23 protein-coding genes and 1 tRNA gene are annotated in these 17,932 nt (G+C 33.6%); 15 read left to right on the top strand and 9 right to left on the bottom strand.

Features of this window, described 5'->3' with window-relative positions; all coding sequences use genetic code 11:
• Positions 1 to 61: 61 nt before the first annotated feature.
• From B3J31_RS07180 to B3J31_RS07145, 8 genes are all read left to right on the top strand, one after another.
• Complete coding sequence (locus tag B3J31_RS07180; protein ID WP_167402977.1) at positions 62 to 199, top strand: hypothetical protein; 138 nt, start codon at positions 62 to 64, stop codon at positions 197 to 199.
• 184 nt (positions 200 to 383) lie between these two features.
• Positions 384 to 1,346 (top strand): Gfo/Idh/MocA family oxidoreductase, encoded by a 963-nt coding sequence (locus B3J31_RS07175; RefSeq protein WP_346866847.1) that lies wholly within the window; start codon positions 384 to 386, stop codon positions 1,344 to 1,346.
• Between the two features lie 45 nt (positions 1,347 to 1,391).
• Positions 1,392 to 2,375, top strand: a complete 984-nt coding sequence (locus B3J31_RS07170; RefSeq protein WP_346866848.1) for a GNAT family N-acetyltransferase — start codon at positions 1,392 to 1,394, stop codon at positions 2,373 to 2,375.
• Positions 2,376 to 2,392: 17 nt separating this feature from the next.
• Positions 2,393 to 3,082, top strand: a complete 690-nt coding sequence (locus tag B3J31_RS07165; protein WP_346866849.1) for a WbqC family protein — start codon at positions 2,393 to 2,395, stop codon at positions 3,080 to 3,082.
• A 2-nt stretch (positions 3,083 to 3,084) separates the two neighbouring features.
• Complete coding sequence (locus B3J31_RS07160; RefSeq protein WP_346873833.1) at positions 3,085 to 4,059, top strand: CgeB family protein; 975 nt, start codon at positions 3,085 to 3,087, stop codon at positions 4,057 to 4,059.
• Entirely contained in the window at positions 4,046 to 4,927 is an 882-nt protein-coding gene (locus B3J31_RS07155) for a UDP-3-O-acyl-N-acetylglucosamine deacetylase (RefSeq protein ID WP_346873832.1), read from the top strand. Before B3J31_RS07160 ends, B3J31_RS07155 begins: the two co-directional genes overlap by 14 nt.
• Positions 4,896 to 5,027 (top strand): hypothetical protein, encoded by a 132-nt coding sequence (locus B3J31_RS07150; protein ID WP_346873834.1) that lies wholly within the window; start codon positions 4,896 to 4,898, stop codon positions 5,025 to 5,027. The genes B3J31_RS07155 and B3J31_RS07150 overlap by 32 nt, the downstream gene beginning before the upstream one ends.
• Positions 4,999 to 6,045: an ATP-grasp domain-containing protein gene (locus B3J31_RS07145; protein ID WP_346873831.1), complete on the top strand. Its 1,047-nt coding sequence runs from the start codon at positions 4,999 to 5,001 to the stop codon at positions 6,043 to 6,045. The genes B3J31_RS07150 and B3J31_RS07145 overlap by 29 nt, the downstream gene beginning before the upstream one ends.
• A 64-nt stretch (positions 6,046 to 6,109) precedes the next feature.
• Here B3J31_RS07145 and B3J31_RS07140 read toward each other — a convergent pair whose 3' ends face one another.
• Positions 6,110 to 6,265, bottom strand: coding sequence for a hypothetical protein (locus B3J31_RS07140; RefSeq protein WP_346873830.1), 156 nt, complete (start codon positions 6,263 to 6,265; stop codon positions 6,110 to 6,112).
• 50 nt (positions 6,266 to 6,315) lie between these two features.
• Here B3J31_RS07140 and B3J31_RS07135 point away from each other — a divergent pair, with 50 nt between their 5' ends.
• The gene (locus B3J31_RS07135; protein ID WP_346873829.1) at positions 6,316 to 8,406 is read left to right on the top strand and encodes a peptidoglycan-binding protein; all 2,091 of its coding nucleotides are present in this window, start codon (positions 6,316 to 6,318) and stop codon (positions 8,404 to 8,406) included.
• A gap of 315 nt (positions 8,407 to 8,721) precedes the next feature.
• Here B3J31_RS07135 and B3J31_RS07130 read toward each other — a convergent pair whose 3' ends face one another.
• Complete coding sequence (locus B3J31_RS07130) at positions 8,722 to 8,910, bottom strand: transcription initiation factor TFIIIB (RefSeq protein WP_150843710.1); 189 nt, start codon at positions 8,908 to 8,910, stop codon at positions 8,722 to 8,724.
• 516 nt (positions 8,911 to 9,426) lie between these two features.
• Here B3J31_RS07130 and B3J31_RS07125 point away from each other — a divergent pair.
• A complete protein-coding gene (locus B3J31_RS07125; protein ID WP_150843709.1) occupies positions 9,427 to 9,699 on the top strand; it encodes a DUF3795 domain-containing protein in 273 nt (90 codons plus the stop codon).
• Between the two features lie 277 nt (positions 9,700 to 9,976).
• Here the strand turns inward: B3J31_RS07125 and B3J31_RS07120 are convergent, their stop codons facing one another.
• Entirely contained in the window at positions 9,977 to 10,681 is a 705-nt protein-coding gene (locus B3J31_RS07120; RefSeq protein WP_346866856.1) for an XRE family transcriptional regulator, read from the bottom strand.
• Between the two features lie 98 nt (positions 10,682 to 10,779).
• On the opposite strand from B3J31_RS07120, the gene B3J31_RS07115 reads away from it, so the two are divergent.
• Together B3J31_RS07115 and B3J31_RS07110 are read left to right on the top strand one after the other, a co-directional pair.
• Positions 10,780 to 12,066, top strand: coding sequence for a DNA polymerase thumb domain-containing protein (locus B3J31_RS07115; protein WP_346873828.1), 1,287 nt, complete (start codon positions 10,780 to 10,782; stop codon positions 12,064 to 12,066).
• Between the two features lie 9 nt (positions 12,067 to 12,075).
• On the top strand, positions 12,076 to 12,312 hold the full coding sequence (locus tag B3J31_RS07110; protein ID WP_346866858.1) for a hypothetical protein: 237 nt from the start codon (positions 12,076 to 12,078) through the stop codon (positions 12,310 to 12,312).
• Positions 12,313 to 12,408: 96 nt separating this feature from the next.
• On the opposite strand, the gene B3J31_RS07105 is transcribed toward B3J31_RS07110, so the two are convergent.
• From B3J31_RS07105 to B3J31_RS07090, 4 genes are all read right to left on the bottom strand, one after another.
• Positions 12,409 to 13,086, bottom strand: coding sequence for a class I SAM-dependent methyltransferase (locus B3J31_RS07105; RefSeq protein ID WP_346873827.1), 678 nt, complete (start codon positions 13,084 to 13,086; stop codon positions 12,409 to 12,411).
• A gap of 22 nt (positions 13,087 to 13,108) precedes the next feature.
• Positions 13,109 to 13,447 (bottom strand): DUF6054 family protein, encoded by a 339-nt coding sequence (locus B3J31_RS07100; protein ID WP_035135426.1) that lies wholly within the window; start codon positions 13,445 to 13,447, stop codon positions 13,109 to 13,111.
• 86 nt (positions 13,448 to 13,533) lie between these two features.
• Positions 13,534 to 13,707: a hypothetical protein gene (locus tag B3J31_RS07095; RefSeq protein WP_346866860.1), complete on the bottom strand. Its 174-nt coding sequence runs from the start codon at positions 13,705 to 13,707 to the stop codon at positions 13,534 to 13,536.
• Between the two features lie 88 nt (positions 13,708 to 13,795).
• Positions 13,796 to 14,623 (bottom strand): methyltransferase domain-containing protein, encoded by an 828-nt coding sequence (locus B3J31_RS07090; protein WP_150843704.1) that lies wholly within the window; start codon positions 14,621 to 14,623, stop codon positions 13,796 to 13,798.
• A 213-nt stretch (positions 14,624 to 14,836) separates the two neighbouring features.
• Here B3J31_RS07090 and B3J31_RS07085 point away from each other — a divergent pair, with 213 nt between their 5' ends.
• A complete protein-coding gene (locus tag B3J31_RS07085; protein WP_167402974.1) occupies positions 14,837 to 14,995 on the top strand; it encodes a hypothetical protein in 159 nt (52 codons plus the stop codon).
• A 43-nt stretch (positions 14,996 to 15,038) separates the two neighbouring features.
• The gene (locus tag B3J31_RS07080) at positions 15,039 to 16,388 is read left to right on the top strand and encodes a DUF4317 domain-containing protein (protein ID WP_346873826.1); all 1,350 of its coding nucleotides are present in this window, start codon (positions 15,039 to 15,041) and stop codon (positions 16,386 to 16,388) included.
• A gap of 30 nt (positions 16,389 to 16,418) precedes the next feature.
• On the opposite strand, the gene B3J31_RS07075 is transcribed toward B3J31_RS07080, so the two are convergent.
• Both B3J31_RS07075 and B3J31_RS07070 read right to left on the bottom strand, forming a co-directional pair.
• A complete protein-coding gene (locus B3J31_RS07075) occupies positions 16,419 to 16,991 on the bottom strand; it encodes a hypothetical protein (RefSeq protein ID WP_346873825.1) in 573 nt (190 codons plus the stop codon).
• A gap of 369 nt (positions 16,992 to 17,360) precedes the next feature.
• The gene (locus B3J31_RS07070; protein WP_346866863.1) at positions 17,361 to 17,672 is read right to left on the bottom strand and encodes a hypothetical protein; all 312 of its coding nucleotides are present in this window, start codon (positions 17,670 to 17,672) and stop codon (positions 17,361 to 17,363) included.
• A 172-nt stretch (positions 17,673 to 17,844) separates the two neighbouring features.
• On the opposite strand from B3J31_RS07070, the gene B3J31_RS07065 reads away from it, so the two are divergent.
• Positions 17,845 to 17,920: transfer RNA gene (locus B3J31_RS07065), tRNA-Met, on the top strand.
• The last annotated feature ends 12 nt before the right edge of the window (positions 17,921 to 17,932 follow it).

Genomic DNA, 17,932 nt, shown 5'->3' with positions numbered 1-17,932 from the left:
ATTACTTGTAAAGTGGTGTTATATATATTATACACTAATTAAATAAGGAGGGGAAGTTATTATGTGGGGTATGGAGGCTTTTGGTGCTATTACATTATATTTAGTACCAATACTTATAATAGGCGTTGCTATCTCAATTATTTCTGTATCATATTGGGCTATTCGTGCACTTAAAGTTTATATCAATAAGAACCAGTAACATTGCATAGATGTAATAATATAAAAAGAGGCTCTCAAGAGCCTCTTTTTATATTTACTAGCCCCTTTTATTTTTTTCGCTTTACCAGATGAGGATCCTCAATGTAAGTAACATTTTCTATGAGTGATGAATATACTAATTTATGATGCTTCGGCATATAGTATGTAATTGAGAGGTAAATGCAATGATGAAGCTTGCTTTAATAGGCTGTGGAAAATGGGGAAAAAATTATCTGAAAACTGTAAATGAAATAGAGGGCTGTAATTTAAAGTGGGCCTGTGACCTAGACTATGAAAAGCTGAATCAGGCAGCTGCTGTTTACCCTCAGACCAGGTTCACTGAAAATAAAGCAGATATATTGAATGACATTGAGGTACAAGGAGTTATTATAGCCACAACACCTGAAAGTCATTACATGCTGGCGAAGGAAGCAATAAGCAAAGGCAAAGCTGTTCTCGTAGAAAAGCCCGTGACAACTAACAGGAAAGACAGTGATGATCTAATTGAATTGGCTGCTGCTCAAAACACCGTATTGATGGCTGGCCATACATTGATTTACCATCCTGCTGTGAAAAAGATAAAGAAGCTTCTGGAAGAAAAAGATATTTTTGATGATCTATGTTACTTCAACATGTCCAGAACCAGTTCAACCTCTCAGGCTCCCAAAGTAGATGTTCTTCATGATCTGGCAGTTCATGATATTTATCTTTCCCGCCACCTCATAGGGATGGACCCTATCTGGGTAATTGCCCATGGTGAAAGATATATTCAAAGTCCTTATAACAATGTTATCAATATACTGATGGGTTTCCCTAATGGTAAAATAGCTTCTATATTTGCCAGCTTCATTCATAGGTCAAAAACCAGGAAAATGACACTGGTTGCATCGAAAACAAAATTGGTATTTGACGATGCACAGACTGCCGATAGAAAAATCCAAATCTTCCATAACGGAGAACAGGAGTATTTGGTGGCAGCGGAAGACAATTCGGAGCCTCTGACACAGGAGTGTCTTCATTTTATGGAATGCATTAGAGAACACAAGGAACCTATTAGCGGCAGAGAAAATATAGAATTTGTGGCAAAAATAACTGATTGCATTTCAGAATCTCTCGCAAAAGGCGGAGAGAAAATTAACATCTTTTGATGGAAATGGTAAGCATTATAATCAGGAAAGTGTGGTGAAATTATATTGTTTGTAAAGAACTATTCAAAAGAACTTGAGAATCAATGGGAGGGATTTGTGAGTTCCTCAGTTAACGGCACTTTTATGCAGGAGAGAAAATTCCTTGGTTATCATCCTTCAGACAGGTTTTCAGATCATTCCCTGATATTTATGGAGGATAAGAGAATCATTGCTGTTCTTCCTGCTGCCGTAGTACAACAAGAGGATAAACGCATACTAATTTCTCACCCCGGCGCTTCCCATGGAGGGCTGATAATAAAGTCCAGTCTAAGTACTAAAAAATGCTTGGAGTTAGTAAGTGTCCTTATTAAATATTGTGCCATGGCTGGTTTTGACTATATACGGCTAAAACCTGTTCCGAAGGTTTACCATAAGGAGCTTTCGGACCAACTTGACTTTGCTTTAAGGTTTTCTGGTTTTAGAATTGAGTATACAGAGCTGGCCACAGTGCTTGAGCTAAAAAAAGGTGAGGAATCTTTTGTAAAGCAGGTAATGAGTGACACAGCTTTTCGAAACTACCAGAAGGCATTGAAAAGTGGGTTATCAGTGGTGGAGGATGCCGATATAAATGATTTTTGGCCTATTCTGGAAAATAAGCTAAAACATAATCATAATGCAAAGCCTGCACATACATTAGATGAAATCAAACATCTAAAAACCCTTTATCCAGACAGGATAAAACTCTTTGCAGCATATGAAGGAGTAACTCCTGTAGCGGGTGTTTTGGCACTTTTACTGAATGACAGGGTTATAAACTGCTTTTATATTGCCCACCACGATGGTTTCCAGCATAAGAGGCCCCTAAACCTTATTTTTGGTCATATGATGGAATGGGGGCTAAAAAACAGCTTTTCATATTTAGATTGGGGTATTTCCACTGAGTTAAAAGGAAGTAGAGTCAATACAGGGCTGTTCCGTTTCAAAGAAGGCTATGGAGGGCATGGGGTATTGCGGGAATGCTATTTGTATGAAGTAAACAATAACAAATAATTTAAAGGAGTGGTGTAATGAAATTAGCAGGTCATCAACCGAATTATATTCCCTGGCCGGGATATTTTGTTAAGATGGCACAGTGTGATATTTTTTTTATTTTAGATACTGCTCAGTTTCAAACAGGCAGTTCATTGGATAATAGGAATCTTATCAAAACCTCCCAAGGGGCTCAGCTACTAACTGTGCCGGTGAAACGCAAAGGCATGGGCTTGCAGCGTTTTAATGAAGTTACTGTTATACCAGGTTGGAAAAAGCATCATCTTATGGCACTCAAAGTAAACTACGCAAAAGCACCTCATTTCAAAGAAGTTTTCCCCATGATGGAGCAGGTATTGCAAGATACCGGATATCTTATAGATACCAACATAGCTTTCATCAAGCTGGTATATGACCTGCTGGGACTTAAAACAAAGCTTGTGTTTTTATCAGATTTACCTCAATTTTCTGAGCTTCGAAAAAATGAACTGATAGCTGCAATCTGCCGCCACTTTTCTGCTGATAGTTACCTGTCTGGTATTGGAGGAAAGGCATATAATCAACCAGAGATTTTTGAAAAACAAGGTATTAAATTGGAATATTTGGATTATGAGCCTATAGCATATCCACAGCTTTGGGGCAATTTTATACCTAATTTGTCTATAGTTGATATGTTATTTAATTGTGGTGCAACTGGCGCACGCAAGCTTTTGTTGAAAGAGGTGTAAGCATGAAAAGAATACTGTTTTTTGCACATAGCTCTAAATATACTCTTGGGCTTCCCCAGGGTTTTAGGGAACTTAACTGCCCTGTTTTTGTCCTGAGGGATTTAAGTAGAAGTTCTATAATAGACGCAGTGGACAACTTTAGGCCTGATATTATGATAACAACGGGATGGGCTTACCGCAGGTATAGCCGTGAGCATATAGACGAGCTTACGAAAAGAGCTTCTAAATATAAGGTGAAACATGTCTATTGGGCAACTGAAGATCCAAGATGGACCGAAAAGTGTTCCTTCAGGTGTATTGAAACCTATAAACCTAATGCAATTATGACCATACATCCTGGTAGTGTAAATAAATACAGGGAGCTTGGGCTTCCCGCCGGGCATCTGGATTTTGGCTGCAATCCGGAATTCAATAAGAATGAACCTCCAAGCAGTAAATACGATTATGATGTGGCTTTAATTGGAAATGGCGGACGAGAGTGGAAGTCATATCGGAAGGATAGCGTTCAGATATTACTTAAGCCTTTGGTGGAAAGAGGATATAACATTGCTATTTGGGGTAAGCGATGGGACCGTTTTAATGAGGAGTTAATGGGTTTTAAGATCCCACCCCATATGCTTAAAGGTGAACTGCCTTATGAGGAAACAAATAAAGTATATAATTCAGCTAGAATTATATTAGGTTTGCAAAATGACCATGACATGTTAACATCTCGGACTTTTGAAGTACTAGGTTCGGGCGGTTTTTTGCTTACGGTACCAACACAATCTGTCACCAAGCTATTTATAAATAATGTTCACCTGTCATGTGCCTCTTCCCCAGAAGATACAGTTGACCTGGTAAATTATTTTCTTAAAAATACCACAGCACGGCAAGAAATAGCGCGCAATGGTCAGCGATTGGTTTATTTAAAACATAGTTATAAGGAACGCGCCAGACAAATTCTTGATTTCTGCAGTTTAGTTGAAAGGAATTGAAATTGAAATGGATAATCAGATAACTATTAAACAAAAGGTCTCTTTAATGGGTACTAGCATTGCTGGCGAAACTGATGCAAAGGTAACCTTTTATCCAGCCCCAACCAGTACTGGTATAATATTTATCCGTAATGACCTGCCAGGCTGCCCTAAAGTAAAATGCTCATTTGAAAAAGCAAAGGTTGAATACAGATGGACTTCTCTTGTTGATGGAGATGTTCGCATCGAACACACGGAGCATGCCTTGGCAGCCTTATCAGGATTAGGTGTGGACAACGTATTTATTGAACTGGAACAGGCTAGCCTGCCCGTAACAGAAGATTACAGCAGTAAAGAGTTCAAGAGAGCCCTCACAGGAGCTGGGATAGTGGAACAAAATGCCAAGAAGGAAATGATAAAAATACTTAAGCCCATTATTGTATATAAACGTGAAAGCTTAGAGGATATGGAATATGAAAAGTTCCTAATAGCTCTTCCCTACGATGGATTTAAACTAACCTATATGGTTGACTATCCCAATCTGCCCCAATTATCTCAAGTAGCTGAAATGGACATAACTCCTGAAACCTTTGCTAAAGAGCTGGCAGATGCCCGTTCTTATATAATTGAGTCAGAGATTGAAGATGTTGTAAACCTAACTGGGAAAGTCAGCTCAAATGTATTGGTAGTGAAATCCGGTACTGAGTACAGGTCGTGGAAATGGCCCAATGAACCTGCCCGGCATAAAGTGCTTGACCTTCTCGGAGACCTTGGCTTGCTTGGGAAAAAGGTACTGGGACATGTAATAGGCTTCAGATCTGGTCACCGGTTAAATCTAGAGCTATGTAAAAAAATTTATGAGGAGTGTAATGATGATGGCTTTAGCTAAACCTATGGTTGGTATAATGGTAGTTTCAATACCTGTTCACCCAGAATTAACAGAACAGGAGGTTGATTACATTGTCAGCAGTTTGCAAAAATATGAATGAAATCAATGGTACTCTCAGTGTGTTGGTTACAGGTGCAGGTTCCGTATACGGCCTGGGTATTATCAGGTCACTGAAAGAATCGGTGCTTCCTGTTGAAACAATAGCAATTGACTCTAACCCATATTCCCTAGGTTTATTTTTTGCCCACAAAAGCTTTATCGCTCCACAGGTATCAGATGAAGAAAGCTATTATATATTTATTAAAAATCTTTGTATAAATCATCAGATTAAAGGGATATTTATCGGCTCTACAGCAGAGCTTCCCTTTTATTCAAGAAATAGAGAATCCCTTGAAAGATCTACAGGAGCAAAGGTGTTTGTAAATTCTCCTGCAGTGATAGAGCTTTGCACCGATAAGTGGCTGACCATGTGCCATTTATCACGCTCTGGTTTTCAAATTCCTGCAAGTATCAGATATCCTGAAGATGCTGGTATGCTCTCCTCATTTATTGAAAGTACTGGGTTTCCATTGATAGTCAAGCCGCGTTTTGGACGTGGCTCAGTAGGTGTTGTTCTAGTTAATGATAAGCAACAGCTGCTTGAAAATATAAAAGGTAAGAAAAGCCTAATTATACAGGAATACCTTACAGATGAGGAGCAAGAGTTTACCGTAGGGATTTGCATAAACCAAAAGGGAAAGGTCATTTCCAAAATCGCTTTAAGGCGGTATTTGCTGGAAGGAGTTTCTATTGCTGCAGTTTCTGATGATTATCACCACATTGCAGATTATTGTGCCATGGTTGCAAGTACACTGGGAGCCTATGGGGCTATAAATATTCAATTGCGCCTTAAAGATTGCATGCCAGTAATTTTCGAAATAAATCCCAGATTCAGCAGTTCTACATCCATGCGGTTACTATTTGGAATAAATGAGCCAGAAAGCTTAATACGCTCAGAAGTGCTTTGCCAGGAGGTAATACCTGGCAGCACAGCAACTGGCCTTGTATTGAGGCAATACATGGATTATTACTTCCCACTAGATAAGCTTAACTCCCTTTCTACAACCAGACTTTACTAGATATAAATATTTACGTAAAAGTTGTTGAAAACCACGACTAATTGGTTGTGGTTTTTTATGTTTTTTATTTATAGAATGGAGCTGCAGTATACTTTGCAGCAAAGGGCTCAAATATATATCTGCATAATGCTTCATACAACGAAAACTTCAATGTACTTTCAAAGCTTTTATCCGCTGACTTTAATACAATTATTTTTATAACATAATGTGCCAGTATCAAAACAAAACTACATCAATATAATATATTAGATCAATATTTAGTGGTGTAAAATGGGAAAAGGATATATAATAGTTCAACTTTCAAAGGAACAAGAAGCCTTACCTATCACAAGTGCAAGGATAAAAATTAGAGATCAAAAAACAAAAGAGGTTATTTTTGAGACAGACAGCGGTGTAGATGAAAGTGGCAGAAGTGAGATTATTGAGTTAGATGCTCCCGATAAAAATTTGTCATTAGAACCAATGAATAAAACATATATTCCTTATGCTAGATATGATGTGTTAGTAACCGCAGAAGGATATAATAATGTACTAATAGAAGGTGTTAGTATTTTTGATGAAACTACTTCTATTCAAAATGTATCATTAACTGAGATAGTTAAAATTGATGCAGCTGCATTTTACAACACAACGGAAAATAGGATTGTTATACCTCCTCATCAATTATTATTGGATGTTCAAAGAGATCAGAAAACTGGAGTGTTATCTCAACCTTTTGTATTAAGAGAAGTATATATACCAGAATATATTACAGTACACCTTGGAGCTCCTAGTACATGGGCGCAAAATGTCACTGTCAGGTTTGTAGATTATATTAAAAATGTTGCTTCCCATGAGGTTTACCCAACATGGCCTGAAGAATCCCTAAGAGCCAACATTTATGCCCAAATAACCTTTGCCCTTAACAGAGTTTATACAGAATGGTATGTAAGTAGAGGTTATTCATTTCAAATAACAAATTCTACAGCCTATGATCAATATTTTGTATATGGAGGAAATGTATTTGAGAATGTAAGTGAAATTGTAGATTCTATTTTTAATGAATATTTTTCTATAGTTAATAGTAATGCACCATATTTTACACAATACTGCAATGGTACAACAGCTAAATGTAATGGGTTATCTCAGTGGGGAACTGTAGACTTAGCAAATGGTGGTAGAAATGCTTTTGAAATATTACAGTATTATTATGGTAATGATAAAATACTAAAAAGAACTCCAATAATTGCTGGGTTAGTTGAGTCATATCCTGGATCAGCAATAAGGAGAAACGATAGAAACTCCAATGTAACTATAATACAACAACAGTTAAATAGAATATCACAAAATTATCCTGCTATTCCTAAGTTAATTCCTGTAGATGGAATCTTTGGATCTAACACTGAAGCCTCCGTTAAAGTATTTCAAAGAATATTTAATTTAGTTCAAGATGGAATAGTGGGAAGAGCAACCTGGTATAAATTATCGGCAATTTATACTGCTGTAAAAAGATTGGCTGAATTAGATCAAGAAGCAGAAGAAAATATGATTATTGAAGAGTTAGATGCAAGTTTTGATGGAGATTATCCATTAGGAGGATTAAAATATGGTTCTAAGGGAGGAAAAGTAAGGGAGCTACAAGTATATTTAAGCACCCTAGCAGAGGCTTATGGGTTTAAGAAAAATGCTATAACTGGTATTTTTGATTATAAAACTCTGGAAACCTTAATGGAATTTCAAAAGGCATTTAATTTGCCTACTTTAAAATTAGTTGATAGAAGACTTTGGAATACTATATACTGTGCCTATGTAGATTTAGAAGAACTTTATTCAGTGGAAGATTTAACTAGATATCCAGGGTATGTTTTAAGGAAAAATTTTAGCAATAAAGATGTAAGAAGACTTAAAACAATGCTTAGAAAGATATCTACATTATATAAAGAGATACCAGAAGTTAATGTTGATAGAGATTTTGATGGAAGAACACAAAATGCTGTACTAAAATTTCAAAGAACCTTTGGATTAGTTCAAGATGGTGATGTGGATATTAATACTTGGAGAAATATTGTATTTGTATATTTGGCATTAGACTCTGGTCGGGATATAAATACCTCAGATATTCTTTTCCCATTCCCATTTGAACTAAAACTTGGAGATAACAATGGGTATGTTGCTGTTCTTAAAGAGTATATAAACGTTTTAGCTAAAAACGGATATAACATAAGAATTCTACCTGTAGACAACATATTTGACTTAGCGACAGAAAGGAATGTTAAGAGTCTTCAAAAGGTATTTGACCTAAGGAGAACTGGAGTTGTGGATAGAATAACCTGGGAAAAAATCGCATCAACCTATAACGATTTCTTCACTGGTAGAAGGTAAATTTATATTTACACAAATCATATACTCTCCCCTCCACTGTATTTGAATCTCTAATATAATCCTTTTGAAAATCTAAATTATTAGTTTAAACTATAACTAAAACAAGCAAGCAACCAAATCCTAAAATTATGCTGCTTTTCATATTTGGCTGTGTTTGGTACTATGAAAGTGTAAGTGTTAAGCATCAAATTATGATGTTTAACATTTGCACTTATTTTTTAATAGGCTCTGTTGAAAATTACAGTGATAGAATATACATGCTATGAGAATATTGGTGGATTGTCCACCTATAATGCTCAATAAAAGAATTTTGTGTTACTTAAATTTTTCTGGATTTACTACTTTCATTGATAAAATATGACCACAATTTGTGCAAATATCCGCTATAACTACTGAACCTAAAGACAAAACGTTATCTACTGGCATCATTTTACCTTGTGCTGTTTGTTTTCCTTGCCCAATCTCACTACTTCCACAAATGGGACACGACTTATTATCTATCATAAAAACCCTCCTATATAAAAATTCTTTATAAATTATGATTTTCAACAAAAAGTTGATAAAATGAAATTTATAATTGTTTTATGCTTTATTTCCCTCACTACCAGGTAATACAATGAACTTAGGTTGCCAAGTCCAGAAAACAAATCAATCCATATATCAATGCCGTTTCCAAATTCACAAATATACACATCCTTTCATTCTCACAATATATTACTGTTGTGATACTTTATAATACTGTTGTTAATTATAATATATATTTTTCATTATTAATCCCCGCTATAAACAACATCGCCTCATTCCCATATTATACCACATCTATTAACTACCTCAGTAATTCATATCATATTAAATAAATTTTTCCTTATTTAACCTATGGCTACATAAAAAATCAGCGTAATTATGAAATTATATTAATTTTTTATAATTAATGCTATAATTTGTATGTAAATAGTCTATAATTTATTAGATTATAGTTAAATACTATTGTGTATAAAACATACAGGGGGATAAGTTTCGATGGATAATAAACAGGTTATGAGTCTGATAGGGAAATGTGGCTTTTATTGTGGTAGTTGTCCAGATTATATTCAAGGAGATTGTACTGGTTGCCGTACAGCACATAAAAAAGGAGATTGCTATACTTTTGATTGTGTGGATATACATAAAATAGAATTTTGTGGAACCTGCTATAAATTTCCATGCAATGAAATAATGACAAGAGATAAGGCAACTGTTTTAGATACCAGATGGTTGCAATGGAAAGCAACAAAGAAAATCACTAAAAAATAGGCATGATGCGTAACTTATATTTTTTTCAAACTCATTCTTCTCAAACATTTACAAAATAAATATTAAAGTTTAGTATAATTCTATTGCTATTTATTTTTCATATTTTTACATACTTAATCCTAACTTCAAAATTGGAAAATCCCTAAAACCCGCATGACCACAACAACTATTTTAATAGTTATATATTTCTATAGTTAAATAGTTTCCTACTTACATTTTTTAAGTGAACTCTTAAAAAGAATTCCCTTAATTGATTTGAGTACCTATAAAAAATTTATTACTCTACAACCTTCCCAAAGCAATGAAACTCTACACCTCTTGGAACACTTATAGGCGCATATTTTTCATTAAGGGAAATAAGCTTAATTCCATCTCTACAAATAGAAATCTTTTTACAGTAGGAGTTATTTTCAAAGGCAAATACTCCAATCTCTCCATCCTCCAAAATGTCCTGTTTATGAATCCAAACTATTTGGCCATCTACAAAACGAGGCTCCATACTATCTCCTGAGATTCTAACTCCAAAGTCTGCTTCCATAGGAACATCACTACCTACTTCAATGATTTCACAGGAGTTGTCATCTAGATATTTACCAGTTCCTGCAGATACCGGTAAATCATAAAGAGGAAGCTTCCTCATATATATTACTTTTTCTTCTTTAACCTCATTACTATACATACCGCTGGCAATAAGGAGAGTTATGTATTCTTCTACCTTATTTTTACCCTCTTGATTTAGATTAGACAAAGGTGAGTCTACACTGCAATCCCCAAAGGTTCCTAGCACATCACTAACCTTTAGTGCTTCACAAAGAGCCAAAAACTGATAAGCATTGGGAGTAGTATAATTAGTTTCCCACTTACTAACCTTTTGATTGGTCACATCTATACCTTTGTTTTTTATAAACTCAGCTACTTCATATTGGGATAAACCTATAGCTTCCCTTGCAGCTGTTATTTTTTCTCCTAGGGTCTTTTTCACAGTAGACACCTCCTTATGTTAATTGTATATTAGTGGAATGATAATTACAATAGAAAAATATCATTATATGATACATAAAACTATTTACTTATCATATAATGATATATATAATAATAATATATCATATATGGAGATGGTTTTATTTGGAACGAGTAATTTTACATTCAGATATTAATTCTTGCTATGCAAGTATTGAACTTTTGCATCATCCCGAGCTAAAAGGAAAACCAGTGGCAGTTGGTGGAGACCCTGAAGCTCGTCATGGAATTGTCCTTGCTAAGGATGAAATAGCTAAAAAATTTGGAGTGAAAACAGGAATGCCTTTGTGGCAGGCAAAACAGCTATGTCCTGGAATTATATTTTTGCCACCAAGGATGGATCTTTATCTAAGATTTTCTAGAATGGCCCATGAAATATATGGGCAGTACACAGATATGCAGCAGGCTTTTGGAATAGACGAAAGCTGGCTAGATGTAACAGGGAGCTGTGGGCTTTTTGGCAATGGCTTTGAAATAGCAAAGCAAATTAGCAATAGAATGAAGGAAGAATTAGGTATTACAGTTAGTATAGGAGTTTCATGGAATAAGATATTTGCAAAGCTTGGCTCCGATTATAAAAAGCCTGATGCTATAACTGTAATTTCAAAGGAAAATTATAAGAACATAGCTTGGTCTTTACCAGCTTCAGATCTTTTATATGTTGGTAGAAGCACCAATGCAAAACTTAAAAGCATAAATATAAATACTATTGGAGATATAGCCAAAACCCATCCTGATTTTCTTAAAAGGCATCTAGGGAAAATGGGACTTATTCTACATTCTTTCGCCAATGGTTATGACACTTCAGAAGTACTAGTTGAAAATTATAGTGCTCCCATAAAGTCTATAGGTAATAGTACTACTACGCCTAGGGATTTAGTTTGTGATGAAGATGTATGGCTTATTATAATAGTTTTAGCTGAAAGTGTGACAAAACGACTTAGAGAAAATGGATTTAAATGTACCGTAGTTGAAATATCAGTTAGAGATACCAAGCTTTGCAGTTTTTCAAGACAACGAAAGCTTTTAACTCCTACCAATATAACCAAGGAAGTTGCCCAGGCAGCCTTTAAGCTATTTAAAGAAAATTATAGCTTTAAAAATCCTGTAAGAAGTATTGGCGTAAGAGGTGCTGACCTTGTAATTGATACAATGCCAGTACAGACAGATTTATTTATGGACAATGAAAAAAGACTTAAACTGGAAAAAATAGATGAGGCTTTAGACCAAATTAGAAGACGTTTTGGATATAAGAGTATTCAAAGAGCTATTATGTATACAGATAGAAATTTATCAAGAATTAATCCTTGTGAGGATCATACAGTACATCCTCATGGTTATTTTTAGGAGGTAATTATGTCAAAGATTTATGTGGATGTTTTAGCAGAGTTTACAAAGGAAGGTGTATTAAAACCCAGAGAAATAATCTGGGAAGATGGCCGCCACTATGAAGTAGACAAAATAATAGACACCAGACCAGCCACTAGCTTAAAAGCTGGAGGAGCCGGAATTAGATACACTTGCAAAATTCAAGGCCGTGAAAAGTACGTATTTTACGAATCAAATTACAAATGGTTTGTAGAGGGAAAGTAGATAAAATAACCCTTCATAACACAGAAATGTATTATGGAGGGTTTCATTTTTATTAGTTGTTTATTATCTATAATTTCAATTTTCACTATAGGTTCTTTAACCTATGGACTTTTTAATAATAAGAAATAGACTCGACTCATCTACTTCTTCAATGCTATAATCACTACCGAATTCCTCACCAAACTTTTTAAGTTCATCTTCAGAAAATGTATTAGCAACAAATCCATCCTTACACACAATTATACCATCATGAGTTTTTTCCAAATCAATTTCTCCAAGCAGCTCCTTCTTCGCCTGTTCATAGAACCAGGCTATACGATGATTCCAAAATTTAGGGCTGTATGTGCTAAAATAAGCCTTTCCTCCAGGAACAAGCACTTTCATACATTGTCTAATTAAATCCATAGGATATCCTTTCATAGCTGATAAACCATTTTGTAAACATAATACCACATCAAATTCTTCACCAAATTTAAGGTTGTGGGCATCCATAACTTCAATACTGCATTTAGGGCTTTCTTTTATATAATTCCTACCAAGTTCTACAGATTCCTTTGAAATATCGATACCTACAAGCTTTGATGCAAAAGGCTCCAGTTCCTTAATTATACGGCCATAGCCTGTTCCAACCTCCAACACCTTCTCATTACCCTGTAAATTTTCACCCACAAATTTGATTTCTTCACCTAAATAACGCTTAATTCTTGGATATTTTGTATCATAAACCTTAAACAATTTTGTAGAATTTAAACTTTGTTCATAGTAATTAGACACAAATACACCTCCCAATTACTGTTTATATTATATAATTTTTTAATATTTCTCTTGGAGAATTAGTAAATTTATCACTTGCTCCCCAGTCAAATCTAAATAGTCCTTCACCACCACCAGCACCTATGCAGTGAACATGTGTAACATCATGAACATTATTTATGCATACTGTTAATGTAAGCCTGTTTCCTGCTCTATAGAAATGTTTTTCATAGACTATTACAATCATAGCATGAATATCATCAATATTTACAGCATGATAATCTATCCTTTCACCTGTAATACTTTCATTTACTATTCCTTTATCTAATAATTCAGCTACTTCACTTAAGCTTAAATTAACATTAAAATTATCTCCAGTCATAATATTCATCTCCCATAAAATATTTAATTAATTCAATTTGTATTTGTTCTACTATATATTTATGAAAAACCACTACCCTTAAATTCCTAATCAATATCTATAAAGATAAGGTATGGTGTTTCATGGACCTGGTGATAATTTATATTAGGATATGTATAAGCACTTCCCAAATAGCTTCCATCATCACTAAAGGCTAAAAAAATATTTTCTTTACTATTACCATACTGATCTTCCTTTGGATTTTTTATTTCAATACTCATTTTAACCCCCATTTTATTTTCTTTTTACTGGAATCCATAACTCTTCACAAATAAGTGTTAGCTTAACATATTGAATAAGTTATTCCTTTTATAACACTTTCTTAGGGTTCTTAGCTATAAACATTCCGCTAGATTTAGATATATCAATACTTCCTTCTCTTAAAATTATATCTTCCAAATATCTGTAAAAATCCTGTATTTTGCTCTCCGTCATTATATCTTGTATGTTTACATGTCCCTCTAAGGATAGAACATAATCCGCTAAAGGCTTTGCTTCTGTTATATGAAGGGAATCTTCATACACTAAAGTTTCAACAGAATCAAAATGCTTTGATAACTGCTCCGCTCCATTTTCTATACCAAATTCCTTTGCAACAGAAAAGGAGGAATAATTAATCTGAGAATCAAAACCTTTCACTAAAGTTTTTAGGCCCTTCATATTATAAAGACTATTGGTAGTAGCATAAAAAGTTCCATCTGCTTTAAGTATACGTGCAATTTCACTGATTGCTAAATCTCTATTTTGAACATGGTAAAGCATATGATTAGCAATGGCACAATCAAATGAGCTATCTTCATATCCAATACTTTGTATATCCATAATGGAATAATCAATTACTTGTTCAACTTCTAAAAGATTATCCTTTACTACATTTAACATACCTTCAGATAAATCTGTCAAAGATAACTTGATATCCTTTGGTATCCTATTTCTATTATTAGCCCATGTGCTTCCATTCCCACAGCCGAATTCAATAACTTTATCATTGGGCTTAAACCTATATTGATCAAATACCCAATTACACCATCCCTGTTTATTTGTACTAAAACCATCATGTAAAGCTTGCCTGACTTTTAAATTCTTATCTGAATTATACTGCCCCCTAACTATATCTCTGTCATTTGCTCTAGACATATAACCACTCCATTCTTATTATTCAATACTAAAATATTACCTCTAAATATCCTATTCTTTATATATAACTTATTTGTTAAAATCCTGCTTTAGTTTTTCTGCCACTAACCTTCTATATGGAAACATACCCTTATTATACCATATACATTATAGGTATGCTTATTATTTTCATATCATCTATTTTTACTTTACCTAATAAACCCTTTAATTAAGATGAAAAAAATATTATACTTAAGTGAGTGTCCAAATCTTTGGTTTGGCTTACATGGACTTATTTATCCTAAAGGACAAGGAGTTCTAAGTATAGAAAATACTGATACTAAGAACTTTGTTTATTGGAATGAATATAGTGATGCCTTTCTGTATAGTTAATAATACTTACAAATAGAAAAATACTAGATTGAGGAGTTTATATATGAGAAAAAAAGATATACTTGAGTTAAAAAGACGGTTGAAAAAAGATCATTGCACCTTCACTAAGTTGTGTGGTTGCTATGTTAATGGAGAAAAAAATATCATTTTAAAATTTAGAGAATCATTTCTAAATTTAGATGAGGATGAATACTTTAAGTACTTAGAAATCGCTAAAAAAGTACTGTCTGGTACTATTGGAAATAATATTTTAGAACTTAACTTTCCAATTAATGAAGACTATGTGAATGAAAGACAAATTTCTCTTATGCAACTTAAAAAAAGTCAATTAAAAGATGATGCTCTCCTTGATAATTTTTATGATTTAATTATTGATAATTATGATTTTACCGGTAATTTTATAATACTTATTTTTCATGACGCCTATGATGTTATTACTAAAACCACTGATAATGCAAAGTTAGATGAATCTGAAGAAGTATATGAATATGTGTTATGTGCAATATGCCCTGTTTCACTTTCTGAGCCTGGTCTTAGATACTTTGAAGAAGAAAATAAAATAAAAGCACGTATTAGAGATTGGGTAGTTGATGCTCCAACTAATGGCTTTGTGTTTCCTGCTTTTATCGAGCGTAGTTCAGACGTTAACTCTATTATGTATTACACAAAAAATGCAAAGGATACCCATCCTGAATTAATGGAAAATGCCTTGGGTTGTTATTCAAAGCAAACTGCTACCTTGCAAAAAGAAACCTTTGAGTCAATTATTAAAGATTCTTTTAGTACTGAAGAAAAGAAGGCTGATAAAATTTTTATGGAAGTACAAGAAAATCTAAGTGCTATGGTAGAGGAATACAATGCTATATATGATGATGCAGATTGTGAACCTATAAGCTTAACAAAGAAGGATATACAAACCCTTTTAATAGAAAGTGGAGTTCCTGAAGAAATCACTTCTAAGATTGAAGAATCCTATGTAGAAAACTTTGGTGATGATCTTCCTTTAGCAGAAAATTTAATTGATTCAAAGGCACTTAAGGTAAATGCCCAAAGAAAGAAGGAAGAACACCTTCAAAAACAAGTAGAAATACTTCAAACTAAACTGGAGGAAGTTAAACAAGAAACTTCTGTAGATAGTGAAACTGTCCTGTCTACAGAAGTTAATGATGATAATGTGATTTTAGAAGAAACTTTAGAAACTAATTTAGAGAAAGCTTTGGATATAAATTCAGAAGATAATAAGGATGCTCCTGACTATGACGTTATACTTCAAGTAAAACCTGAAAAGATACCTCAAATAAAATCTCAAATAATTGATGGTCAAAAATGCATAGTTATTCCTATTAATGAGAATGAACAAACTGCAGTTAATGGCTTAGATCATTTGGTTTAAGGTATCTTAAGAAAAATATAGATTTACTATCTACATCGCTGAAGTATTACTTCTAATGAAGCTTACTTCAGCCTTACCTGAATGTAGTTGCCATATATACCAGAAAGCATAAGGAATTATTATTATACCGTTAAATATTCCCCATGCATATAATATATCTGCATTAAACCATGATGATGCATCCATTACAGCTGGGAATAAGTTAGGTAAACAAGCTCTAATTAATACGTGAGCAGATAAGGTATATATACGAGCTGCGATATAAAGTTCAGGTTTTCTTTTAATAATTGGATATATTTCTGCTGCCAATAATATGCATATAGAGCTAGCAAAGTATTTACCAGTTTCACCATAAACAAAGCATAAATTCCAAGTTGTATATAATAAATTCCAAGCTATAGTTGTATAAGCTATAAACATACTATTATCTTCAGCACTTAATTTAAAGAATTTTCGTCCATTTGGGAATGGAATAGTAAAACATAATAATAATCCACAAAGCGCATTGCCATAGTTTTTTAAAGTAACATCTTTTATGGTAGCTTCGGCAATATTTAAGAATAGTACCGCATAAATGAACCAAACAATCCAATCCTTTCTCATAAAGTCCCAGAACTTTCCTTTAAACCAATCACAATTATCAAAGACGGAGAAATTATATATAAAGGATTAAAAAAAGACTTATATAAAAAACGTTCTACTTGCCACCTTAGACAATAAAGATAACCTAAAAGTTTTTTTATATAAATAATTCCTAAAGGACTAAGCATATCCATTAATATTATAGATACGTTTAAGCCTCTTTTTATTTAAAAACCTCCCTATTATAGCACGTTTTAACTGACTTATATCTATTAACATCCATATTAATTTAATTTTTCCAACAAGCTATATACTAATAGTAGCTCATTGAAGTCACTCAATGTATCTCTTAACACTTCATATGGTACACTTATATAAATTTTAATTATTTTATATTTCTTTGTCTTTAATTTGATTTTGAAGTTTATTTGAAAACCCTGTTGCTATCCCCGTTATCAAACCACTAAATATGAAGAATACATTAGTAGGAATATATACCAAATATATTCCTATAATTCCAATAATTATCTGAAATACAAAAGCAGAACATACTACTAAAAAAGGTTGCCATTTCTTGTCCATTTTTATTTTTGCACTAATTTTATCAGTTATAACATATTCCTTATCAAAGTTATGGTAAACTACCATACTTAACATCAATGGTACTAATATAAATAATGATTTTATTAATGAATCTAACATGCCCTTCTCCCCTTTAAATATGTCTATTTAGATGTATAAATCTTAATGAAATATCTTCATTAAATTATACACGTAAAAATATAATATTTCTTTTGCTAATACCATTGACTTATCTCACTATTAATACTATACTGAGTAAGAAGCTTAAGGAAATCTCTTAAGAACTTAATATCGCGGGATGGAGCAGTTGGCAGCTCGTCGGGCTCATAACCCGAAGGTCGTAGGTTCAAGTCCTGCTCCCGCAACCATAAAAAGATTCT

Source organism: Clostridium sp. UBA5988 (genome assembly GCF_002435615.1).
Classification (GTDB): Bacteria; Bacillota; Clostridia; order Clostridiales; family Clostridiaceae; genus Clostridium_J; species Clostridium_J sulfidigenes.
The sequence above is the reverse complement of the archived record's forward strand: the minus strand, read 5'-3'. Positions and strand labels throughout refer to the sequence as shown.